At 50.8% G+C, this 24,193-nt stretch carries 19 protein-coding genes and 1 pseudogene; 3 read left to right on the top strand and 17 right to left on the bottom strand.

Going from position 1 to position 24,193, the window contains the following annotated elements; genetic code table 11:
• The 4 genes and pseudogenes from DFR60_RS30145 to DFR60_RS05550 form a co-directional block, all read right to left on the bottom strand.
• Positions 1-405, bottom strand: a complete 405-nt coding sequence (locus tag DFR60_RS30145; RefSeq protein WP_146218578.1) for a hypothetical protein — start codon at positions 403-405, stop codon at positions 1-3.
• A 9-nt stretch (positions 406-414) separates the two neighbouring features.
• Positions 415-534, bottom strand: a pseudogene (locus tag DFR60_RS05560) (ATP-binding cassette domain-containing protein); the annotation flags it as partial.
• Positions 535-593: 59 nt separating this feature from the next.
• Positions 594-1,166, bottom strand: a complete 573-nt coding sequence (locus DFR60_RS05555) for a hypothetical protein (protein WP_110321990.1) — start codon at positions 1,164-1,166, stop codon at positions 594-596.
• A gap of 163 nt (positions 1,167-1,329) precedes the next feature.
• The gene (locus DFR60_RS05550; protein WP_243004979.1) at positions 1,330-2,064 is read right to left on the bottom strand and encodes a hypothetical protein; all 735 of its coding nucleotides are present in this window, start codon (positions 2,062-2,064) and stop codon (positions 1,330-1,332) included.
• Between the two features lie 412 nt (positions 2,065-2,476).
• Between DFR60_RS05550 and DFR60_RS05545 the strand changes: the two genes are divergently transcribed.
• Positions 2,477-3,472: a LacI family DNA-binding transcriptional regulator gene (locus tag DFR60_RS05545; RefSeq protein WP_110321988.1), complete on the top strand. Its 996-nt coding sequence runs from the start codon at positions 2,477-2,479 to the stop codon at positions 3,470-3,472.
• 78 nt (positions 3,473-3,550) lie between these two features.
• Here the strand turns inward: DFR60_RS05545 and DFR60_RS05540 are convergent, their stop codons facing one another.
• Complete coding sequence (locus DFR60_RS05540; RefSeq protein WP_110321987.1) at positions 3,551-4,375, bottom strand: MerR family transcriptional regulator; 825 nt, start codon at positions 4,373-4,375, stop codon at positions 3,551-3,553.
• A 188-nt stretch (positions 4,376-4,563) separates the two neighbouring features.
• Between DFR60_RS05540 and DFR60_RS05535 the strand changes: the two genes are divergently transcribed.
• Positions 4,564-5,943 carry an MATE family efflux transporter gene (locus tag DFR60_RS05535; protein ID WP_110321986.1) on the top strand — a complete coding sequence of 460 codons (1,380 nt, stop codon included), beginning with the start codon at positions 4,564-4,566 and terminating at the stop codon, positions 5,941-5,943.
• Between the two features lie 47 nt (positions 5,944-5,990).
• On the opposite strand, the gene DFR60_RS05530 is transcribed toward DFR60_RS05535, so the two are convergent.
• From DFR60_RS05530 to DFR60_RS05485, 10 genes are all read right to left on the bottom strand, one after another.
• Positions 5,991-7,676: an alpha-glucosidase gene (locus DFR60_RS05530; RefSeq protein WP_110321985.1), complete on the bottom strand. Its 1,686-nt coding sequence runs from the start codon at positions 7,674-7,676 to the stop codon at positions 5,991-5,993.
• Positions 7,677-7,703: 27 nt separating this feature from the next.
• The gene (locus tag DFR60_RS05525) at positions 7,704-8,555 is read right to left on the bottom strand and encodes a carbohydrate ABC transporter permease (RefSeq protein ID WP_110321984.1); all 852 of its coding nucleotides are present in this window, start codon (positions 8,553-8,555) and stop codon (positions 7,704-7,706) included.
• The gene (locus DFR60_RS05520; protein WP_110321983.1) at positions 8,555-9,424 is read right to left on the bottom strand and encodes a carbohydrate ABC transporter permease; all 870 of its coding nucleotides are present in this window, start codon (positions 9,422-9,424) and stop codon (positions 8,555-8,557) included. Before DFR60_RS05520 ends, DFR60_RS05525 begins: the two co-directional genes overlap by 1 nt.
• Positions 9,425-9,450: 26 nt before the next feature.
• On the bottom strand, positions 9,451-10,767 hold the full coding sequence (locus DFR60_RS05515; RefSeq protein ID WP_110321982.1) for an ABC transporter substrate-binding protein: 1,317 nt from the start codon (positions 10,765-10,767) through the stop codon (positions 9,451-9,453).
• A gap of 436 nt (positions 10,768-11,203) precedes the next feature.
• On the bottom strand, positions 11,204-12,247 hold the full coding sequence (locus tag DFR60_RS05510) for a LacI family DNA-binding transcriptional regulator (RefSeq protein WP_243004978.1): 1,044 nt from the start codon (positions 12,245-12,247) through the stop codon (positions 11,204-11,206).
• A 127-nt stretch (positions 12,248-12,374) separates the two neighbouring features.
• Positions 12,375-12,851, bottom strand: coding sequence for an HD domain-containing protein (locus DFR60_RS05505; RefSeq protein WP_110321981.1), 477 nt, complete (start codon positions 12,849-12,851; stop codon positions 12,375-12,377).
• A 204-nt stretch (positions 12,852-13,055) separates the two neighbouring features.
• A complete protein-coding gene (locus DFR60_RS05500; protein WP_110321980.1) occupies positions 13,056-14,819 on the bottom strand; it encodes an Hsp70 family protein in 1,764 nt (587 codons plus the stop codon).
• On the bottom strand, positions 14,816-18,187 hold the full coding sequence (locus DFR60_RS05495; protein ID WP_110321979.1) for a tetratricopeptide repeat protein: 3,372 nt from the start codon (positions 18,185-18,187) through the stop codon (positions 14,816-14,818). The genes DFR60_RS05500 and DFR60_RS05495 overlap by 4 nt, the downstream gene beginning before the upstream one ends.
• Before the next feature lie 13 nt (positions 18,188-18,200).
• Positions 18,201-19,064, bottom strand: a complete 864-nt coding sequence (locus DFR60_RS05490; protein ID WP_110321978.1) for a DNA-3-methyladenine glycosylase family protein — start codon at positions 19,062-19,064, stop codon at positions 18,201-18,203.
• 19 nt (positions 19,065-19,083) lie between these two features.
• Positions 19,084-19,704 (bottom strand): HAD family hydrolase, encoded by a 621-nt coding sequence (locus tag DFR60_RS05485; protein ID WP_110321977.1) that lies wholly within the window; start codon positions 19,702-19,704, stop codon positions 19,084-19,086.
• A gap of 514 nt (positions 19,705-20,218) precedes the next feature.
• Here DFR60_RS05485 and DFR60_RS05480 point away from each other — a divergent pair.
• A complete protein-coding gene (locus tag DFR60_RS05480; RefSeq protein ID WP_110321976.1) occupies positions 20,219-21,595 on the top strand; it encodes a [FeFe] hydrogenase, group A in 1,377 nt (458 codons plus the stop codon).
• A 5-nt stretch (positions 21,596-21,600) separates the two neighbouring features.
• On the opposite strand, the gene DFR60_RS05475 is transcribed toward DFR60_RS05480, so the two are convergent.
• A complete protein-coding gene (locus DFR60_RS05475) occupies positions 21,601-22,938 on the bottom strand; it encodes an MATE family efflux transporter (RefSeq protein ID WP_341457921.1) in 1,338 nt (445 codons plus the stop codon).
• Complete coding sequence (locus DFR60_RS05470; protein WP_110321974.1) at positions 22,935-24,188, bottom strand: MFS transporter; 1,254 nt, start codon at positions 24,186-24,188, stop codon at positions 22,935-22,937. Before DFR60_RS05470 ends, DFR60_RS05475 begins: the two co-directional genes overlap by 4 nt.
• Positions 24,189-24,193 lie beyond the last annotated feature (5 nt).

The raw sequence follows: 24,193 nt of genomic DNA, 5'->3' as shown, positions 1-24,193 counted from the left end.
TTAAAGCTCCTCCTCTAAAAGTTCTCTTAAAACCCGTTCATGCTCCAAACTGATCAAAACAGGGTTCTTCTCACAGGAAAATTCCGTAAAAAATGGGCTCAAACCGCCCAGATAACCGCTTTTCATGATTTCACCCAGATATTGTCTCATCGGCAGACAGCCATCTCCTATTTTGCAGCTTCCCATTTCATTAGCATCTGCAAAATGAATATGTACCAGCGCCTCCTTCAGTTCACCAAGCCATTCCCGCAACGTATATTTGCTGAACAGCAGAATTTCTGTTTCAAAAAAACACTTTACGGAAGGATTCTTTATTTTCTCCATCAGCCTTCTATATTCAGGCAGATCTGCGGCAAACGCATTGTTCCCGCCTACTGCCAGTGAAACGTGATAATCCGCCTTCAAAGTAGATATGCCCCCTGTGGCTGCCTCCAACTTATTGATACAGCGAAGAAATGTGCTTTTTCCCGATCCACTCGGTCCGATTACACAAACCACCTCGCCCTTCTCAACCTTCGTATTAACGCCTCTCAGTACTTGATTCTCTCCAAAACATCGTCATCATGGAGGTAACCGTTGATTGCCAGTTCAAACTACACATAGTCAATGCACTGCCCCTCGGGCGCTTCACTTCCATGCGGAGAACCGATTTCGGTAAATGTGATATCACCGCTTTCTACATTCACGGTCTCATCCGCAGCATGATAAGTAAAACTGGAACCCGGCATATTTAAGTACCACTGTAGAAGGTCTTCGTGAACATGGGTACCGATAAACGCAGGTCCTTTTCCACAGTTCCAGCCCATACTGTAGCGTCCAAGATATTCATGTTCCAGAACCATATGGCTTTTAATATTGGAACCGGCATCTCCGGTAAAGCCTTCCGCATATTCCCAGGAGTCTTTCAGCAGGCGGAAGCGGGGCAGGACAATAAGATCAATCTTCATTCTTTCCTGATCCCATCTGGTCATTTCACCCACGATGTGAATGTAGGTCAGATCTTTTGTTCCAGCTTTTATAAGCACCTCGTTCTTGTTGAAATTCGATACAAATACAGCGCGGTCATCAATACGATAGGCCTCTGTATCCGTAGTTATGTAACCATTTCCTTCTACGAACAGAAAAATCTGCATTTTTTCTTCAAACGCAAATACCACGGGCTTCAACGAAGTCCCCCCTTCAAAGTACAGCGATACATAGCAATCTCATCACATATTCCCGGAAGGACCTCCTCTTTTGCCAGTCCGTTCACATAGTCTGTCGGATTGTAATCTTTACCCCTGGAAATTAATACCTTTGCATTGCTTCCTTCTCCTTTCAATGCATATATTATTTCACCTCATAGCTTTGTGGGTTTATCTTCTTTTCTTCCACCCGGTGCTCAAACCAGATATAAAAAACAGTCTTTCCGGGATCTGCGATCAGAGAATGATCCAGACCGGCCGTCACATAGCTGAAATCCCCCTCATAATGATTTACCGTTTCCTCTTCAACTGTAAAATAGAAATCAGACCCCGGAAGGCAGTAATTCCACTGCGCCACCTCTGCGTGGCCTCTCTCTTTCGTCCCCTCGCCTTCCGCTTTTACAACCCCCATAAGCACTCTCGCCAGATTGCCGTCGGTGATGACCGTCCAGCTCTGGGTATGCGGTCCCTTACAGCTCTGGTCATAAGGCTCACATTCTGAAAAGCGTTTAAAACTCGGAAGAACCATGTGCGTATCCTCATATGCCACACGATCCGATTCCAGCATATCGATAACCCACAGTACAATTTCCATGTCTTCTGCTGCATAAATTGAAAACCTTTCACGATCAAAATCAGGAATGTAAAAACTAAGTTCTTCAATGTTATAAGCTTTCTTCTCCCCGCATATGTAACCAGTACCACTTGTAAAGCTGAACACCTGTATTTTATCCGAATATCTTTCCGGCTCTGCCCTATGCCCCGCCTTCAGCAGACATTTGTACGTCTTTACCAGTGGATAAACGCCTTTCAGCACCTCCGTCCTGGCGTATCCATTATGAAATTCTAGTGCGATGTCTTCTTTTTTGGTAATATCCATTGCCACAATTCTCCTTCCTTTCTCCAGGTTTCCGAGATATTTCTCTTCCCCTTTTACTTTTATTTTTTGGTTTTATGTAACTAGTTTCATTTGTTACGATTGTATTCTATAACCTTTTGTTCTTTTTGTCAATACGTTTTGTTCAATTCATTGTTATATTTGATTATTTTTTGTATTTTGATATGCATTTTTACTATTTATTTCATTCTTCAATTGATTTTCAGCCGATTTAGTCAGCAACTATATGTAACTAGTTATCAATATTCTTACTGGATGTTTTGCTTTTTGCATGTTATAATGTGGATGTTTCTATATATCGTAATGAAATGCCCGCCAGAGTCACCGGCAAACCATCCAGGTATATCAGCCGGCTCGCTCCCTGCGGAAATAAATGTGAGGAATAATATCTTCTATGAATATTAAAGACATTGCAAAACTATCCGGAGTATCTGTTGCAACGGTCTCCAGAGTCATCAACAACCAGCCAAATGTACGGCCGGAAAAGCGTGAACTGGTTTTGTCTGTTATGGCAGACCATGGTTATACCCCTAACATTTTTGCCCGTGGTTTGAATTCCAAATCGACCAAAAGTATTGGTATTCTATGTTCCGAGCTGGACGATATCAACCACGCAAAAATCCTCTCTCTGCTGGAAAAACAGCTGCGCGAACACGGCTTCAGCTCTTTTCTGTGCTGCTCGGGAGAGTATCGCCCCTATCAGCGGGAGCATTTTGAATTTTTAATGGCAAAGCAGGTAGATGCGATCATCGAAATTGGTTCATCTTACGGAGATGCCAATGATTTGGAGGTCTACAGAGAAGTTTCAGAGCAGGTTCCGCTTATAATCTTAAATGGCTTTGTAGATGTTCCAACCGTCTACAGCATCCGCTGTGATGAACGAAGCGCCATCTGCAATCTGGTCGAAGAGTTGTATAAGCGGAATTGCCGCCATATCTACTATCTGGAGGACAATACCACCTTCTGTGCCGTCGAAAAAAGGAATGGATTCCTGGAAGGCGTAAACAAATGCAATCTGAAAGCAACTTCCAAATGCATTACAATTCCAATTTACAGCAATGAGATCCTGGATGCACAGCAAAAAATTGAACGGCTCATCCGAAACGGGCGGCGAATTGACGCCATACTATCCGCAGATGATCTCCTGGCTGTCGGCGCCCTTCAGGCTCTGAATACCGCCGGTTTAAGCATCCCGGTAGTCGGTTTCAACAACTCTGACTTTGCCTTTGCCTGCACTCCGCGCCTGACAACGGTTGACAACCAGAGAGAGTTCCTATGTACAAATGCAATCAATACACTTATGAGTCTTCTGGACGGCAAGGACGCCGCTCACCATATCATAGTATCTCCAAAACTGATTGAAGGAGAGACCTTCAAGCTGCAGGCTTAGAAAAAGAGAATGCAGCAGACATGTCATGATATCTAAACACGTCTGCTGCATTCTCTTATACTTTCCCTCCGGTTTATTCTATTTCTCCTGCTTCCATTCAGCCCGGACCTGCACCTCCGAAATATATTCAGCCGGATCCGCGGATATATGGACATCGATCCACATCAGATCCATAAATGGCGGTTTCAGGACAATACGATGTTCGGAGGCGTATGCCCTTATAATATCGGCCTGGCGGCGGCTGTCTGTCACCCCATGGTAGCAGACCGATAAATAGGTCCCTCCGGGTATGTCAATGTCTCCCTCCTCATCAAACATGACCGCACTCTCAAAAAGCGCATGATCGCCATTTTCAGACATCACGGAAGCCATCCGGTTATTTCCAATCATATAAAGTTTTCTGTGATTCTGCTCCAGAAGCTGCATCATCAAAAGATCCATATCTTCGTCTGTACTGTAATCCTTACGGATCTCAAAGGCCTTTCTGGGTTCTAATTCCAGAGACCTCACTTTTCCAATCTCAAGTGCCTGGGCCTGTCTGATGGTTCTCACCTGCTCCTGTACCATTTTCTGCAGATTCGTCCATTCATTTATTTTTTCGGCAATCACTCCCAGCTCCTCATAAAGCAGCTCCTGAGTCGTCTCCACAGTATGATTTTGAAAGTAATCCCTGATTCGGGGCACCGAGAAACCGAGATTTCTAAGATTCGTTATTACATTCATTCTCCAGATACTCTGACTGTCATAATAACGATATCCATTCTGGCCGCGAATCGGCTCCAGGATCCCTTTCTCCTCGTAGTAACGAAGCGTATCCACTCCCAGATGATACATTTTGGCGATTTCCCCTATGGTATAATACCTCTCCTTTGTCATTCGATATTTTCCTTTGTCTGGTTCCATGTAAACAATCCCCCTATCTGCATTTTGTACATTTGGCAATTCTGCTCTTACTCTATCACAGAATTTCGGTTTTTACAAAATATTATCAAGGCCCTTCTTTAAGGCTTGACTCTGGGACAATACCAGGGTTTATACTGAAAGCACAAAATTTTTGGCAATATTTTCAAGTAAAAAAGCGAGGTTATAGTATGAATCTGGACGGCAAATCTTTAAAAAGCAACTTTATCCGGTACATCATTCCATCCATTCTTGCGCAGTGGGTCTATTCACTCTACTCCATGGTAGACGGCATGTTCGTGGCAAAAGGGGTCAACGAAATCGCACTTACCGCGGTAAATTTATCCTATCCGTTTGTTGCGTTTCTCTTTGCGCTCTCCCTTCTGTTTGCAGTGGGAGCTTCCACCATTGTCTCGATACTGCTGGGGGAGAACCACCATCAGCGGGCCTGCGAGGTATTTACACAGAATATTGTTCTACAGGTAATCTTTTCTCTGGTGATTGCGCTTCTGGTCATGTTAAACCGGGAGTCTTTTGCCCGTTTTTTAGGAGCGCCGAACCAGCAGACTGCCGATTACGTAATCCAATACATAACCTGGATTGCACCGTTTTCCTGCGTTTACCTGCTCTCCTACTCTTTCGAAATTTTATTGAAGACCGATGGTTACCCGAAAAAAGCAACTTTGATTGTTATTTTTGGTGCTGTGGAAAACTGCATTCTGGACTGGTTTTTCGTCATGGTGCTTCACAAAGGGATTCAGGGCGCCGCCTTTGCAACCAGCCTCTCCCAGGCCACGGTAATTATTCTGTACCTGCACCATTTTCTGAGTGGGAAAGGCGTTTTGAGCTTCAAACGCTTTAAGCCTGATTTCAGTATCCTGGTCCGGCAGATGCGCAACGGCTTTTCTTCCGGTGTTACGGAGATGTCCTCCGGTATGGTGACCTTTCTATTCAATCAGGTCATCCTGATGTATTTGACTCAGGATGCGCTGGTCAGCTACACCATCATCTCCTATGTCAATAACATTGTTGTACTGTCCGCTACCGGTATCGCACAGGGAGCGCAGCCGTTGATCAGTTATTACTACGGACAGAAAAGTCTTGATAAATGCAAGTCGCTGTTCCGCTACAGTCTTGTGGCTGCCGGCGTGGTGTGTACCGTATCGTTCGCCGCCTGTTTCATCCTGGCACGCAGTATCGTGGATATTTTCATTGGACCAGAACTGCAGGCTCTGCGCGACAGTTCCGTGACTGCGTTCCGCATCTTCGCAGCCTCATTCCTGCTGGTTGGCTTCAACATCGCGGTCAGCGGCTACTTTACCTCTGTCGAGCGGGCCGCCGAGGCTCTCGTCATCTCCGCCGGCCGCGGCCTTGTCCTGATGGCAGGCTGCCTCATCGTCATGACGAGAATCTTTGGAGGAGCAGGAATCTGGTGGTCTCCGCTGGTATCGGAAACTGCATGCCTTGCCGTTACAGGGCTGCTGCTGCTGATTTACTGCCGGAAGGATACCTTCTGGAATCAAAAAGAACGATTCGAGGTATTCAGAACGCCAAAAAGTGCTGTCCGATAACGGGCAGCACTTTCTTCTGTCACAGACGGAATTCCACGTCTGATCATTTATACCATTTTTCCATCGAACACCACCGCCTGGTAAGCCTTCAGCAAATACCTCTCTCCGATCCGTTCCGGCTCTCCCTCATTGCTCAGCAGGCAAGTTCCTTCCGTAGGATTCCCCGCCGCAGACAAAGCCCCGTTAATCGCCGGGATTTCCTGCTCCGTCTTTTTAAAGTTCACAGCCACAGTTACGGTCCGCCCGTTCCATTCCCTTTCATAGGCGATCACCGCAGGCAGCTCTTCCATCACCGGCCGGACCGTGCCTTCCGCAAACACGGACGCATACGGTTCCTGATGGCGCAGCGCAGTCAGCCTCCTATAAAAGGCCAGAAGGGAATCATCGCGCGCTTCCTGCGCTTTCACGTTGATGTCCTGATAGTTTTCGTTCACCTTCAGCCACGGCGTTCCCTCTGTAAATCCGGCGTTCTTTTCATTGCACCACTGCATCGGAGTCCGCGCGTTGTCGCGGCCCAGTTCTCCAAAGTATTCCAGGACCTTCTGTGGATCCTTCTTCTGCTCCAGGGCCTCCCGGTACATTCCCTTTGCACGCACATCGTCCATCTCCTCGATGGAGTTCCACACCGCATTGGTCATGCCGATCTCCTGCCCCTGATAGATAAACGGGGTCCCGTAGAGATAGAAATACATGACAGCCATGGCCGAAGCGCCTGCATATCCAATCTGATCTTTTTCCAGGTATTTGTTGACACAGCGGGACTGGTCGTGATTCTCCAGAAACAGCCCGTTCCAGCCAATCTCGCTGGTAAACCGCTGACTCTTTAAAATTCTCTGTTTCCACCGCTCCACGGCTTCCACGGAAGATTTGTCCGCCTCGCCTTCCATGTTCTCCCAGGTAAAATCAAAGATCATGGAGAAATACCCATGCTCTCCGGCATATCTGCGGAACGTTTCTTCTCCCACTCCCGGGGCCTCCGCCACAGTCATACAGTCGTGCAGGTCGAAACACTTCTCCTTCATTTCCGCCAGGAAGTCCCCGATTCCCGGATAGTCCGTCAGATTTTCAATCGGGTAGCGAAGGCCGTCCTCCGTCTCCCTGGAAGCAAAGGTTAAGTCTTTCTTGATGAAGGTGATCGCATCCACCCGGAATCCGGCCACGCCCTTCTCCAGCCACCAGTTGATCATCTCATAGATTTTCTCCCGCAGCTTCGGGTTTTCCCAGTTCAAATCCGGCTGTTTTTTGGAAAACGTATGGAAATACCACCGCCCATCCGGAAGCTCCGTCCACACGGAGCCGCCGAAATTGGACCTCCAGTTGTTCGGCTCTCCGCCGTCTTCCTTCCTTCTAAAGTAGAAGTATCCTGCTTCCTCACAGTCCGGGTCCTGCTTCGCCTTTACAAACCACTGGTGTTCGTCGGAACAGTGGTTGACCACAAGATCCAGGATCACCTTCATGCCCCTTTTTTCCGCCTCGGCCAGAAGCCGGTCCATGTCGTCATTCGTGCCAAACATCGGGTCTACCTTATAGTAATCAGAGATATCATATCCGTTATCATCCATGGGAGAACAATACATCGGGCTGACCCAGATCACATCCACTCCCAGTTCCTTTAGATAATCCAGCTTTTCCGTGATGCCGTTTAAATCCCCGATTCCGTCTCCATTGCTGTCCTTAAAGCTTCTGGGATAAATCTGGTAGACTACTGCCTTTTTCCACCATTCTGCCGCCATAATTCTCTCCTTTTAATGAGTTACTATTTATTTGATCGCGCCATCCGTAATGCCCTTAACAATATACTTCTGACAACACAGATAGAAGATGATAATTGGTATGATACACATGATCAGTCCTGCGGACGCTAAATCCCAGCGCTTTGCAAACTGTCCGAAGAAGAGGTAGGTCTTCAGCGGAAGTGTCTGCCAGCCCGGCTTGTTGATAATCAGGGACGGAAGCAGATAATCGTTCCAGATCCACATCACATTAAGCACCGCAACCGTGATTAAAATCGTTCTCATAAGCGGAATCACGATGGAGAAAAACAGCCGGAAGGAACCGCATCCGTCGATGGTAGCCGCCTCCTCCAGTTCCTCCGGAATGTTCTTGATGAAGCTGTGGAACATAACGATGGACATGCTGCTGCCGAAGCCCATGTACATGAAGATCAGCCCCTGTGGGTTCATGATTCCGATGCGGCTGGCAAATCCCACCAGCGGAAGCATCACGCACTGGAACGGGATCAGCATGGAGGCCGCGAACAGGAAGAAGATAATCTTGCTGGTCTTTGTCTTATACCGGACTAAAACCCACGCCGCCATAGCTGAGATCAGCAGGATCAGAACTGTTGCGATCACCGTGATTGTCAGGGAGTTCATAAAAGATCTGATGTACTCCAGAGCCTCAAACGCATTGGGGTAGTTTGCCAGTGTAAAGGTAGCCGCGTTCGGGAATCCGATGACATCGGTAAAGATTCCCTTCGTATTCTTAAATGAGTTCAGAACCAGAATATAGATTGGGAACAGGAACAGACAACCGAGAAAAAGTCCGGCAGCTCCCATAATAATTCTCTGAGCACCTTTGGAATCACGTTTTACATTCTTCGTCTCTGCCATTACATCTCTACCTCCTTCCGCTTTGTGAGCACCAGCTGTGTAACACCGATGGCTGCCACCACGATCATAAAGATAATTGCCTTTGCCTGTGCAAATCCGAACTCATTGGCCCCAAATGCGGAGTTGTAGATGTTCAGCGCCAGCATTTCCGTTGATTTATAAGGGCCGCCCTGAGTCAGCGCCAGGTTCTGATCAAACATCTTAAACGAGTTGGAGATGGATAAGAACAGGCCGATCGTAAATGCCGGCATCATAAGCGGCATGATAATGCTCTTTAACATATCCTTGTAACCGGCGCCGTCGATACGGGCCGCCTCTTTCACGGACTCTGGAATCTGCTGAATCTGCGCGATATACACAATCATCATATAGCCGGATAACTGCCATACAGTCAGGATCAGAAGTCCCACAAATCCGGTGACCGGGTCGGCAAGCCATCCGTTAAGTGCCTGCCATCCGGTCGCCTTGGAGATGGCTCCGAAAATAGAGACGAAGATGAACTGCCAGGTAAAGCCCAGCAGCAGGCCGCCGATCAGGTTCGGCATGAAGAAGATGCCGCGAAGCAGCGTCGCACCGCGGAACTTCTGTGTCACCAGAAGCGCCAGGGCAAATCCGACGATATTGACCAGCACCACTGCACAGATGGAAAACAGCGCAGTAAAGCCAAACGCGTGCATGAAGGAACTGTCTCTTGTAAATATTTCAATGAAATTCCGAAAACCTACGAATGTAATTTCACTTCCCACGATTCCGTTCCAGTCTGTAAAGGCGTAAAAGAAGCCAATCAGCATTGGAATCAAAACAACCAGGGAAAAAGAAATCAATGCAGGGGCCAGAAATATCCAGAATCTTGCTTTGCTCTTTTTCATTTTACACCTTCCTCTTTCCGGGAATCCTATTTCTGAGACTCGCGCATGGACGCCCACTGCTTAATGCTGCTCTCCGTCACTTCATCCCATGTCGCCTGTCCGGCTAAATACTTCTGCACTTCAACGCCTGCTGCCTGCTGTCCCCATGTATTGGGAGCTCCGCTGTATACCCATCCGTTCATGGTATCTCCCGCCTCGTTGGCATCCATGATTCTCTGAGAAAGGGGATCACCTGCCTTTAAATCGCCGAAGTTGTCATACGGAGGAACGAATTTACAATCTTCCACTACAATCTTCTGTCCTGCCGGATCAGAATATAACCAGTTGATGAAATCCTTAGCCGCAGCTTTCTGCTCGTCGGTAACCTTGCTGTTGATGGCCCAGTAGCCGGACACGCCCACGAAATACTTGCCGTCTGAGTATCCCGGAACCGAGTATGGAAGCATATCCAGCTTTGCCAGCACTTCCGGATCCGTCGTCTCTACTGCCGGTGCGATCCAGTTGCCCTGCTTGATGGAAGCCACACGCTCAATTGCCAGTCCGCCTTCCAGGGAAGCAGTATAATCAACGGAGTTTAAGTTTGCGGTATTTTCCGCGTTGGTGGTGTAGCTGGCCTGGAAATCAACCATCGTCTTATAGTCGGCAAAACCGGTGCCCGGAAGAGTTGCGGAGTCGTAAGCAGTCTTTGCCGTATCAAAGTCGTGAGTCAACGCCACGTTCACATCGTGGTCGCCTGCGATCCAGAGCTCCTTGGTCGGATATTCCATAACCGCTTCCAGATTCGGATACTTCTCCTTCATCTCGCCGCTGTCGATCTTCGCCTTCAGCGTATCGAAACCGGCCTTCATGCCCTCAAACGTCATCATGGATTCAAAATCGACGCCCGCATCCTCAAACATCTGACGGTTCACAACAAATCCATATCCTTCCATATAAAGCGGAACCGCAAGCACCTTGCCATCCTTTGTAAACATATCCGTGGTTCCCGGCAGCGCATTCTTAAGCACCTCCAGATCTGAGATATCCTCCAGAATATCGCCGTAGTCCTTTAAATCCTGGAAACCGCCGACGGAAAAGATGGTTGGCGGATCGGACTGCATCTTTGCCTTTAAGGAGGCTGCGAAGTCGTTGCCGGTTACTGCTTCCAGATTGATCTTCACATCCGGATGGGACTCCTCGTAAGCTGCGATCGCCTTTTTGTAACCCTCGTTTGCTTCAATCTTGCTCTGGTAAATCGTAATCTCTGTTTTTGCCGATTTGCCGCCCCCTGCGCCGCATCCGGAAAGAAGTGATGCCGCCATTACTGCTGCCAGACCGAGTGCCGCTGTTCTTTTTGCCTTCATAAAAATATCCTCCTTGTTATGAGCGCCCAGTGACCTTCTTGTGGTCACTTGTGTGCGATACATGTCATCTCCACTCAGCGTGCCCTGTTTCTTCGGGTATCATAAATTTACCATGAATCCGGTGGAGTGATTTTCTAATATGGAACTGTTCCATATTTTCCTATTTTTAAAGTTCCACAATATGTGGAACTGTTCCATGTGCTTAATATACAACTTTCGAAGCATTTTTTCAAGTACTTTTTTACATTTTTCCTACAATCATCATTTTTACTAAATTTATACAGTCATTTTATTGCACATTTACAAAAAAAGGCCTCCTGATCTATATTTTACGTGTGCCTGCTTCCCCATCCTGTATCTAAAAACCGCGCCTGCTTCCGGAAACTTCCGTTTCCCGGCCAGACGCGGTTTAAATCAGATTTCCACTGATCACCTTCTATATCGTATCCCCCTCTTTATAGCTCACAGGCACGTAGACCGCCTCGTTCGCCAGCGGCTGCCCATTAATCAGCTTTACCAGTACCTGGACGGCCTCCTTTGCAATCAGGGCCACGTCCTGCTGGATCGACGCGATCGTCCTGTAATTAAAGTCAGTAATGTATGTCCCATCGTATGCTATGATTTTAAGCTGCTGCGGCACTTTGATATTCAGCTCCCTTGCGGTCTTTAAAAATGACGACGCACAGAGGTCATTGGCCATAATTCCGTCCAGCCCCGGGTATTCTGCCAGAATCTCTCTGGTCCGCTGAATGCTTCTGGGGTAGTGGATGACATCATCCCACAGGAACTCCTCCGTGATGACCTCCGCCCCCGCTTCCTGCATCTTCCTGATGAAATTCAATCCACCGCGGGATGACGCCACGGTCTTCGCCTGCGGATCGATTAAATTCAGCACCTTCTTACAGCCCTTCTCCAGCATCTTATCCGCCGCGATTAAGCCGCCCTGTGTGTGATCCGATGTCACCAGGGGGATTCCCGGGATAATCCGGTCCAGAGACAGAATTGGTTTCTGAATCTGCTCATAATATTTATCCGGAAGAAAGGCCGCTCCGACAATCATCCCGTCGAACAGGTTTCGTTCCAGCGTGTCAAGGTACTGCCGTTCAATATCCTTCTTGCCGGACGTATTGCACAGCATCATGTTATATCCGTATTTGTTCAGCTCCAGCTCCAGAAAACTCCACAGTGACGAAAAGTAAGGATGCACGATCTCAGGCGCCATGACTCCGATGATTCCTGTCTTCTGCTGATAAAGATTCCGTATCCACTGATTCGGCACATAGTCCAGTTCATCCACGGCTTCCCTGATCTTTTCCTTCGTCTCTTCTGCCACATATCCGCTCCCGTTCAGTGCGCGGGAGACCGTACTGGGAGCCACCCGGGCAAGTCTGGCCACCTCTCTGATACTTGCCATTTTCCCACTCCTTCTGTCTCTGTCATTTTTGTCTCTGTCATCGATTTCCGGCTCAGGCATCATCATGCTGCCGGCCTCTTCTGTATTATCATACCATTTATGGAACTGTTTCACAATACGGATACGTAACAAAATCCAAAGGGGATTTTTAGCTATTTTTCAGTATTTCCTCCGAACCAATGGCTGAAAAATTCTACGGTTCCCTTCCTGTCAGCCCAAATTCTTCCTTCAGTTTTCCGAATCTCTCCGTTTCATGCTTCATGACATCAAACAGAGGATTGTACAGGCAGTGCTGCATGACATCCGCATCCTTTAACACTTCGTCAAACGGTGCGTGGGTTATCTCTTTGCTGCTGTGATGATAGATTGCACTGCAGATTACGTCAATCTCCCCGGCCTCGAAGCACTTCATGGAATTCAGTAAATCCCTGGCCATGGCCGATCCCTTATGCGCGTGATCCCTGGGATCCATCGTTGCATACGTGTGAATATCATGAAGCATACCGCTAACCGCCGCCAGTTCAGCGTTCTCATCTCTCTTTAAGGCAATCAGCACGCAGGCTTGGGAGACCCCGTACAGATGCATATATCCGCATCTTCTTTCACCGGCATCGGCGATGTTTAAAAGGACAGCGTCAACGGCTTCCCGCACTTTCTCAATTCGATTCATGTTTTTTCCTCCTTAACAGGTTGACACCATTCTAGCATATATCAATTGACTTTACCACTACGGCGCATTTCTGGCCCAAATACTTTGAACCGTATACCAGCGGCGTAGTCCGGCGAATTGATGAGTGTGCACTCGGAGCCATCTCATAGCTTAACCAGAAAAACACAGGGGAAATGCAGCCGTTCAGCCGCATTTCCCCTGTCTCTACAGTTCCTCAATCTCTTCCAGAAACTTCTTAAACTCTTTCTTCGCCTCATCAATAAGACCCGTATCATACGAGGACAGTGCCTTCTCATACTTATGAAGCGCCGCCTCCACATACAGCCGTTTTTCTCCTATGCTTTCCTCATAGATCCGTTCACCGCGCAGCAGCAGATACTTGTTTTCCTCCCGGTCTCTCGGGTGGATCTTCAAGTAGGACAGCGTCTCGAACCGCTCCTTAATCTCCTCATCCGTCATATCCACATCGCTGCCCTTAAATACCTCCTTCACCTGCTTCTGGCTGGAGACCACCTTCACCTCCACTTCCAGAATCGAGTTGATATCGTAGGTGTACGTCACGTCCACAGCCTCCTCACCGGCCCGGCCGGCCGGTACATCGATCATCAGCTCTCCCAGCGACAGGTTATTGGCCGCAAAGCGGCTCTCCCCCTGAAGCACATTGACGCGTATCTTCGTCTGGTTGTCGCCGGCGGTGTAGAGCCGTTCCGTACGGCTGGCCGGGATCACCGTATTCCGGTCGATGATGGGGCAGAACACGCCGTTTTCGAACACTCCCTTCTCCCATTCCCGCACCACCTCGGTTCCCAGGGTAAACGGGCACACGTCCGTCAGGATCACCTCTTTGATGGATTCCCTACGCTCCTTCATGGCGCCCTGAATCGCAGCGCCCAGAGCCACGGCCTCGTCGGGATTTACATTGGTGTCCGGCAGCATCTTAAACAACCGGCTCACAAACCGGCGGATAACCGGACTCTTCGTGGCGCCGCCCACCAGCACCACCTTGTCGATATCAGAGAGCCGGATATGGGCGTCCGATAAGCTTCGTTTCACCGGCCCCCGTATCCGCTCCAGAAGGCCCTCACACGCCTCCTCGTATCGGGAGAGCTCCACGGTAAATTCCATAATTTCCTCCCCGATCTTACAGTGCATCGAGGAGCTCCTGGCATCAGTAAATCCGATCTTGCACAACTCCGCCTGCTTATGGATATGGCGAATCGTCTTCTCATCCAGGGACAGGCGGTCAAGCTCCCGGTATTTCTCGAAGAACATGTCCTCCAGAACCGCCGTGAAGTCCTCCCCTCCCAGGAAATTATCGCCCGCCACGGCACGCACCTCTAAGATGGTATCGTAAAGCTCCAGAATGGACACGTCAAACGTCCCGCCGCCCAGATCGAACACCAGAAATCTGGCGTGTTCCCGGTTCTGATACAGACCGTAGGCGATAGCCGCCGCCGTGGGCTCGCTGATGATCCGCTCCACTGAAAGGCCCGCCAGTTCCCCGGCCCGCTTCGTCGCCCGCCTTCTGGCATCATTAAAATAGGCCGGCACGCTGATCACCGCCTCCGTCACCTCTTCCCCGAGATAGTGTTCCGCGTCCTCCTTCAGCGCCCGGAGCACAAAGGAGGAAAGCTCCTCAGCCAGAAAGCTTTTATGGCCCAAATGAAACTGCTTCCTGCTTCCCATATCGCGTTTAAAGACGCTGGCCGTACTTTCCGGATGGAGCAGTCCGCGTTCCACCGCAGAGTCCCCCACATAAATCTGATATTCCTCACCTTCCGCCGAACGAACGTGCGGGGGAGTCTCCACACATTCCGCCGAACGAATGTGAGGGGGAGTCTCCACATCCATACTGACTACGGAAGGCGTCAAACGCCTTCCCAGCCGGTTCGGGATGATCTTCGGCCCCTCATCTGTATAATAAGCCACCAGGCTGTTGGTCGTTCCCAAATCGATTCCAATGATCATTTCTTTCTGTCCACCCTCTTCTGTAAATTATCCAGCGCACACATCACCGCGATAGAATGGGGATTCAGCCGGGCCGCCTCCCGGTACATGAGAAGCGCGTTCTCCTGATCGCCCATGGTCTCGTAACACCAGCCCTGGAAAAGGTATTTCTCATAGCAGCCCTGGTAGCGGCAGCCCTTGCACCGGTATCCCCGGTCCATCTGTCCGAACAGCTCCATGCCCTTCTCCCGTTCTCCCATCGCCAGATACAGCCAGCCCATCACACCTTCCCGGGCTGGTTTGTAGGGGCCGTAGGCCAGATAGTCCTCCTCTGTTCCCTCTCCGGACTGCTTAAAATGCTCCAGCGCCGCCTTCGCATGTTCCTTTGCCGGACCGTATTTGCCCATCAGGTAATACGCCCGCGCAAGATACCGTTCATAGTCGAATAAATCGCCGTGATCCGTCGTTCTGGCAATCGCCCGTTTCAGCCAGGCCGCCGCCTTCGAATAGTTTTGCAGCTGGTCCATATAAGCCTGGCCTAAATCGGACTGCCGTTCCGCCTTCTTATCCGCCGCCGCATTCTCAATCCCTTTCTTATAAAAATGCAGGGCCTTTTTATCGTTTCCCTGGTAAAACCACAGATCACCCATACGGCTGTAGTAGTCGTCCATCTTCTTCGTTTGGCCGTAGGCCTCCTCCGCCCTGTCATACTCTCCAAGGTAGGCGTAAAGCTGGCCGATTTCCTTCCAGAACGACGTGTAATCCGGAAACAGCTTCAGATCCTTCTGATAGCATTCGATCGCTTTCCGGTAATCCCCAAGCGCCTCATAGCAGTCGGCCATATTGCTGTACGGAAGCAGGCTTTTGCTGTCCTCCATATATTCCACGGCCTTCTCGAAATATCCGATGGCCTCCTCAAAACGGCCCAGATACTTATAGCAGCACCCCAGGTTGTTATGCGCCGCCCAGTCCTCCGGGACGTACTCGAGCGCTTTTTCGAAGTCGCGTATGGCCTCGTCGAGTTCCATGGCGTTCATATAGATCAGGCCGCGGTGCACCAGATAGTAGCAGTTCTCCGTAACCGCGATCTGACGGCTGATATAGGCGATAGAAGTGTCAAAATCAGCCCGTTTGTACTGATCCTCATATTTTTCCCGGTAGTAATCCGCCAGCTTCTCGCAGGCATCTCGATACCCCTCCTGAAGTTCCAGCGCCTTTTCAAAGTTCTCGGCGGCCTGCACCTTCATCTTCTTTCCCTCATAGCACAGTCCCCGGTTATAATAAAGGGAGGGCGAGCTGCGATAGACCTCCTCGGCGCCGGCGTATTCCGTCAGTGCCTCATTGTACTTCTTCATATCCAGATAAATGTTCCCGCGCACCAGCCGGTACTGCATCCGGCCCGCATTTTTCCGAATAGCCTCGGCCATGTGTGACAGGGCCTCCTGAAACTCATCGTTATCCCAGTGAAGGAGGGCCGTCTCGAATTCCACCTCGGAAGTATCCTCAATGTCCGTTTCACCCTCTATCTCCTTCATTAACTCCCCGCAAAGCTTTAAGGGAAGCTCCCTCTCCTCCTTCTTCCCCGCCAGATTGCGCAGAATCTTCACCTCATACAGCTTTAAGCAGCTGGAAAACTCCACCCCGTTCTCCTTTGCCCGGTCGATGACTCCCTTGGCATCCTCAAACTGGTCATGATAGAAAAATACCTGCGCAGCCAAAAGATACGGCTTATAATATCCGGCGAAAATGCCTACCGCCCGGTGGTAATCATCCACAACCTGCTGACCCTTTCTCAGCTCATAGCACGCTTCCTGCCTGATTAAATAGGCCGGATAGTAATTCTCATCTTCCTCCAGAATCTGATCGCAGACGTCCACCGCCTGCTCATACTGCTTCGACTCACAGAGAATGTGGGCGAGGTACTGACGGTACCCCATACGCTCCTGCTGGCTGTCCGCTTCTTTTGCCGCCCGTTCCACATACGCGGCCGCGTCCTCCTGTTCCCCCAGCTGGTAACAGCATCCGCCCAGAATATAGAGCGCCCGCCCCAGTCTGGATCTCCGCCTCTGATTCTCCTGCGTCCCGTCATCCACGGTCTCGGTAATCATACGGAGCCACTCCTCTAAATAAGGGCGCGCTTCCCGATAGCGCTCCGCCTGATATAAAACACGGCCGAACAGATTAGTGTAGCTGTATTCCTGTCCCTCTTCCGGTGTATAGTTCTCCAGATACCGTATCGTCTCATCGAGCCTCTCATTCTGGAACAGGCACCAGGCCAGCTCAATGGCCCCCTCTTCCGCCGGGATGTCCTTTGCCTCTTCATGGTACTCCGGATTTTCCTGAAGCCTTGTGATCAGTGCCTCATTGGCCTCCTTCAGCCGACCGAGTATCTCCTCATCGCGCCCGTCCAGCTCCAGGATCTCCATCATCCATTCCCGGGCCTGCCAGAACCGCCCCTTCTCCATCAGACAGGAGACTGCGCCGGACTTGGCCTGATAATAGTCCGGATAGTCGTTCAGCACTCTGGTCCAGACGGTATATGCCTCATCCTTTTTTCCTTCCCGATAACGGGCCCGTCCGATATAGGACCAGATATAAGGGTCATTTCTCATGGAACCGCCGCAGGTTTCCTCCAGCTCATCGGCGAGACGCGCCGCACCGGCGGCATCATCCTCCGCAAGCAGGAGACGCAGGCGCTCCACCTCCTCGTAAGGATGCCAGACACCAAACGCCGCCAGGTCGTCCAGTTCCTGCCCGCATCCCTCGACCTCATTTCTGTCCATCTTTTTCTTCACCGCAAAATAGTGGTCCAGATAGCCATCCACATTCTCTTCCCCCGCGCCCCTGCGCCGGAAATACTCGAACCGGATGAAGCCCTCATGTCCCACGTAATACTCGACATAATTCAAAAAATTCTTTGGAAATTTCTCCTCCAGAAATTCGATATCTTCCACAATCTGAAAGTTTTTATCCAGCAGCTTCCATATCTTCTGCGGCAGATAGACGTGATTCATCAGATAGGCCAGAAGCCGCTCTCTGGCTTCCAGCGACGTATCCAGACCGTCACAGACCGGATCCTCCAGAAGCTCCCTCCACGCCTGTTCATCGGCGCGGTCGTATACATCGCTGTAGCACTCGCCGACCCGGTCCATCCACGCGTCAACCGCAGTCTTTTCCTCCGTACAGCCGCCGTTTTCCGGTTTCGTCTCGTCATCCGAATTCGCGGCATATGCCGCCGCAGTCTCGTACGCCGTTCGCAGGCGCTTAAAGCCCTCCGGGTCGTCTTCCGGATTCGTCTCCTTCAGAAGCTTCCTGTAAGCCATTTTCACGGCGTTCTCATCCTTCGTCTCTTCGATGCCCAGGATATGAAAACTCATCTCTTTTTCCATAAGATCCCCTGCCTTACTTATCGTTCAGTTTATAATAAAACATGTACTGCTGCAGAATCCCCGCGTATCCCCGATACCGTTCGAGCGGAAAACCGCCGGGATAATAAGTGTTCACAATCTGTTTTACATGGGTGTCCACCGGAAATGCCTCCACGTGGTGAAGCCCGAATAAACAGACACAGTCTGCTACCTTCCTGCCGATGCCAAATTCTGCCGTGAGCATGCCGTGAGCCGTGTGATAGTCGGCGGCGCGCAGGTCATCCAGCCACTTTGTGCCGTCCGGGCCGCTGCATTTCTCCGCCATGGTCCATATGTACTTATCCCGGTATCCGAGTCCCAGGCCGGCAAGCCCTTCCAGACCTCCCGCCGCTACCGCCCCTGCCTCCGGAAACGGGTCGTACGTCTTCTCCACCGTTTTCACACAGCCTTCCAGATCCAAAACCAGCCCAATACCGGTTTTCTTTTCCCCGAATCTCGCACACAGTGCGTCCACGCTGTTTCGGATTCGGGGAATATTATTGTTCTGTGAAATCAGGAAGGTGACGATCATCTCCCACAGATCCTGGCGGAGAATCCGCACGCCGCCGCCAAAGGCCATGGCCGCCTGCAGGTACTCATCCTCCGGGTCCACCGAGCGTTTTACCGCCTCATAGTCCGTATCCATATCGAAATACGTACGCCAGCCCCCTTCAAATTCGTCTTCCTCACAGGAAAACAGGAAATGGCTCCCATCCTGCATGACTTCCACATACCGTCCCCCGGCGGCCGCGGACCATATTCCGCCATGCTCCATTTCCGCAGCGAGCCGCATACGGAAGCACTGGCCGGACTTCGCCAGCTGGCCCAAATCCATATTTTTAATCTCTGTCTTGTACATTCATGGTCTCCATCATGCCCTAATCCGCATTCCTGTTCAGCCGCTTCAAAGCAGCCCGGAGCGCCGCCTCGTCACCATCCGCAAAACAGTATCCGTCCATACCGCAGGCTCTGGCGCCTTCGATATTTAACATCATATCATCAATGAAGAAACACTCTTCCGGCTTTAAATGGAACCTTTCAAATAAATGCTGGTACATCTCCTGCTGCGGCTTCACGCATTTCACCTCTGCAGAGAAGAGGATTCCGTCAAAGCATTCAATGCCCGGGATAATCCGGTAACATTCCAAAAGCCGCTCAGACGCGTTGGAGCAGAGGTAGATTCCGTACCCCATCGCCTTCAGTTCCCGAACCAGCTCCCCCATACTCTCCATAGGCCACATGTTATACTCATGCCAGTGCGCCAGGCAGAGGGCCGCCATCTCCTTCGCATGATCCGTTTCCAGTCTGGCCTGCATCCGTTTCAAAGCCTCTTCCTCCGAAATCACGCCCATATCCAGCATCAGCCATTCCGGCGACACGAACACGCTGGTGCTGACCGCCTTTTTCTCCTCTTCGTCATCCATGTAATGGCCGCAGACTCTGTCCGCGTCATAGCCGACCAGCACTTTTCCCATATCAAATACAATATTCTTTATCATCTTCTTATCTCCCGTCTCTTGTAATTACAGATGTCTACATTGTATCGAATATTCCCCTATCCGTCAAGAAAACCCACAGAGCGCGGTTGCTTCAGCGGTCATACTTCCTTAGCGCAGAGTACGCCTCCTGCCCGGAGGGTCTTTATTTCATAGAACGAACTTTTCTATGAAATAAAAATCCCCCGCCCGAAAACCACAGCGGCTGAATCAGCGGCTGTGGTTCCCGGACGGGGAAATGTGTTGTATGGAAACATTATTATTGGGGGGGCTGCTTCCTTAATTACAAGAAAATTATACCGCCTCCGCGCCTTTCTTACAATGGCATTTCCCGAATCTTCACGATTTCTTTACGATGCTCTCTGGCCGCCATCTGCTGTCGCAAAAGGCACAAACGAAGGCTGAACCATTACCAACGAATATAAAAAACAGGAGAACGCCATTGACAAAATATGTCAGAAGTTTTATAATCGATAACAGTTACTGTTATTAATTCGTACTCAGGAGGAATATTCACATGAGCAAACACCTATTTACCGACATCCGGGTCCCCATCGAGCCGGATAATCCCTCTGTCATGCGGCATGAGGAATTGTGTATCAAATGCGGCCAGTGTAAAACGGTCTGTACCGAGTCCATCGGAGTCGCAGGCTACTATGATCTGTTAAAGACGGGCGACACCGCCATCTGCATCCACTGTGGTCAGTGCGCCAATGTCTGTCCTGTCGGCTGTATTACAGAAGTTCCTGAATGGGAAAGCGTAAAAGCAGCCGTGAACGACCCCGGCAAAATCGTCATCTTCTCCACATCGCCGTCTGTGCGCGTGGCGCTCGGAGAAGAATTCGGCATGGAAGAGGGAAGCTTTGTGGAAGACCGCATGGTTGCACTGCTTCGCGCCCTGGGCGGTGATTACGTTCTGGATACCAATTTCGCAGCCGACTTGACCATTATGGAAGAGGCCAACGAACTGATCCGCCGGTTAACCAGCAGCAATATCCCCATTCCCCAGCTCACCAGCTGCTGCCCCGCCTGGGTAAAATTTGTGGAGACGTACTATCCGGAATTCAAGGAAAATCTCTCCACCTCCAAGAGCCCCATCGGTATGCAGGGTCCGACCATCAAGACGTATTTTGCCAATCAGGAAAACCTGGACCCGAAAAAGATCGTAAACGTAGCGGTCACCCCATGTACCGCAAAGAAATTCGAGATTCGCCGTGAGGAGATGTGTTCCGCAGGCAAAACGCTGGGAATCGAAGGCATGCGTGATATGGACTACGTCATCACCACAAGAGAACTGGCCCAGTGGGCCAGGGCGGAGGGCATCGATTTCCTTGCTCTGGAACCTTCTGGATACGATCCGTTTATGGGAAAGGGTTCCGGCGCGGGAGTGATCTTCGGCAATACCGGCGGCGTCATGGAAGCCGCGGTCCGTACCGCCTATGCTGCTCTTACAGGCGAACCGGTCCCCGATGATCTCTATGACCTTAAGGAAGTCCGCGGACTGGCCGGCACGAAGGAGGCTTCTCTCACCATCGCGGGAACCAGGCTGGACATTGCCGTCGTCTATGGCACAGCCAACGCCAGACGCCTATTGGACAGCATCAAACGCGGCGAAAAATTCTATCAGTTCATAGAAGTCATGACCTGCCCGGGCGGCTGTATCGGCGGCGGCGGACAGCCGAAGGACAAGAACTTCTCCGGCGACGGGCTGCGTCAGAAACGAATTGATGGCCTCTACGCGAGAGACCGCCAGATGAAGCTGCGTTTATCCCATGAAAACCCGGAGATAAAAGCCATTTATAAGAATTTCTATGAAAAACCGCTCAGCCCTCTCGCGGAGGAGATGCTTCACACCTCCTACATAGACAGAAGCAGCGATTTAGGCAAAAGTTGATTGATTTAATTCTTTAACAGCTCGTGGCGGCGTTTAAACCAGAAGTAATACGGAACTTCCGCCATGAGCATGAAACTCCAGCCAATCAGACAGGCCCAGGCGACCCCTGTCATTCCCATCCGCGGCACCAGAAGATATACAAAGACAACACGGAAGGTGATCTGGATCAGCGTGGAGACCAGCGTAATCGACATATTCCCCATTCCCCTGAAAAAACCCTGGATTCCGTTGGTAAATGCCGGCATCAGATAAAAGAATGCCATCAGGCTCAAATACTCCACGCCGGGCGCCACCATCTTCGTATCTCCCTCCGATACAAACAGCCTCATCAGAGGCTCCTTCAGAAGCAGGATCGCTGTGCAGATTATCACCCAGTATCCTGCTTCGACGAGGAGACCGTACCGTAAGCCTTTCTTCACGCGTTCTTTCTTCCCTGCCCCCCGGTTCTGGGCGATAAACGTCATCATACCACTTGAGATACTCTGTTCCGGAGTAAATGCAAAATCATCCACCCGGTTCACCGCATTAAATGCCGCTATCGTACTGACCCCCAGCGGATTGATGGCTCCCTGGATCAGAAGCTTGCCAATGGGCTGGCAGGACTGCTGCAGCGCTGTAATGGAGCCGTGCTTCAGCGTCAGCTTCAGCAGTTCTCTATCCATGCGGATATCCTCCCGTTTCAATTGCAGCAGAGGCACCTTCCGGTAAACGTAGACGACGCACAGGACAGCAGACACCGCCTCCGCGATATCTGTGGCCAGCGCCGCCCCCACAACTCCCATGCCAAACCCGGCGACAAACATCAGGTCCAGACAGCCGTTAAGCACCGAGGCCATTGCCAGGAAACGGACCGGCGTCCTGGAATCCCCCACACTCCGCAGGGCGGACGCCACCGCGTTATACAGATAGGTAAACGGCATTCCGAGAAAGATAATCCTCAGATACAGCACTGCATCCCCAAAGATCTCCTCCGGCACCCGCAGTGCCCTCATAACCGGGGCCGAAAACAGCACTCCCAGGAGAACCACGACAGCCGAAAAGAAGCAGCCGAAGATCAGCGTGGTGGACACCTGGCGCTTCAGCTGTTCCCCGCGGCCCGCCCCAAAAAATTCGCTCATTAATACCGAGGCCCCGATACAGATACCGGTAATCCCCAGGATCACAATGTTCATCACGGGATTCGCCGTTCCCACCGCTGCAAGGGCATTCTCCCCCGCCCATCTGCCGACGATGATCGAGTCCACCGCGTTATAGGTCAGCTGAAACAAGTTGCCCAGAATCAGCGGAATCGAAAACCGGATCAGCTCCGACGGTATCTTCCCCTTTGTCATATCCTTCATCATAATGTGCCGTCTGATCCCCTTTCTTTCGTCGGAACCGCACCGATCCAGACGAAGAGCATGCCGGCTCCCGCGCAGGCCACACCAATGGTCAGCATGGCCGGAACCCCTGCCGCGTCAATGATCTTTCCGCCAAAGAGATTGCCCACCATTCCGCCGACCGTGATAGCCGCAGTAATGAAGGCCTGCCCTTTTACCCGGTCCTGCTCTTCCATCACTTCATCCGAATAATAAACGGAGGCCGGGATCAGGATCGCGAAGGACAGGGCCTGAAGCAGCTGGCTTGCATGGACCAGCAGCACACTGCCGGCCATCCAGATTGCAACGGCTTTCAGCAGGAAGCCGAGTCCTGCGATCTTAAGCAGACGGTTGGGCCTGATTCTCTCTGCAATTTTCGAAAACATCACCATCACCGGAATCTCACAGACCGCAGCAATGGCTATGGACGCTCCCATATCAGAGCTGTCCCCGCCAAACCGCCCCATGATCTGTATTAAATAGGTATTTACCATATTGTGAAAAGCGAACAAAAATACAATGCCGGCCAGCACCAGGAAAAACTTCCTGTATTTTCTGATCAGCCCCCAGCCGCTGCCGTGTGTCCGGGAAATGACGTCTCCTTTTGATGAGGTCTCCGATGGCTTTTTTGCACTCTCATCCTTTTCTGCGTCATCTTCCCATCCTCGTTCCATCCGAAATGAGGAAAGCACTGCCAGCATGGTGACCAGCAGGAAGCAGATGGCAATAGGGATCACATTTTCACCGAAAGACGCCACAAAATACCCCATAATCCAGGAAAGAACCGCAAATCCCAGAGAGCCCGTTCCTCTCGCAATCCCGAAGTTCATGGATTTCCCGCGGCTTAAGTAATATCCGTTCACCGCATTGACCAGAGGCTGCTGAACGCTTACCACGGCCATAACCACCATGAGCTGCCCTGCTGCCAGGTACCGCGATCCCGGTACAAGCGCCAGCGCTGCCGCCGGAATAATTCCCAGGACGGTGATACACATCATCAGCTGTTTCAGCGTATATTTCTCACTCTTATCCGCCACAGCGGCGATCCACGGCTGCAGGACTGCCCCCGTGATATTTCCAAGGGCCATCAGAACCCCGACACCGCCCGCCGAAAATCCCCGGGACAGCAGAAATACCGCTATAAACGTAAAGACCGAGCCAAACAGCATCCAGTAGTTTCCCTGAAGCGCCGCATATTTTATCGTAAGACCGCCGTCACCCTGTGTTTTTTTCATACCTC

The organism is Hungatella effluvii, assembly GCF_003201875.1.
GTDB lineage: Bacteria > Bacillota > Clostridia > Lachnospirales > Lachnospiraceae > Hungatella > Hungatella effluvii.
This window is presented reverse-complemented; position numbering and strand designations above follow the sequence as displayed.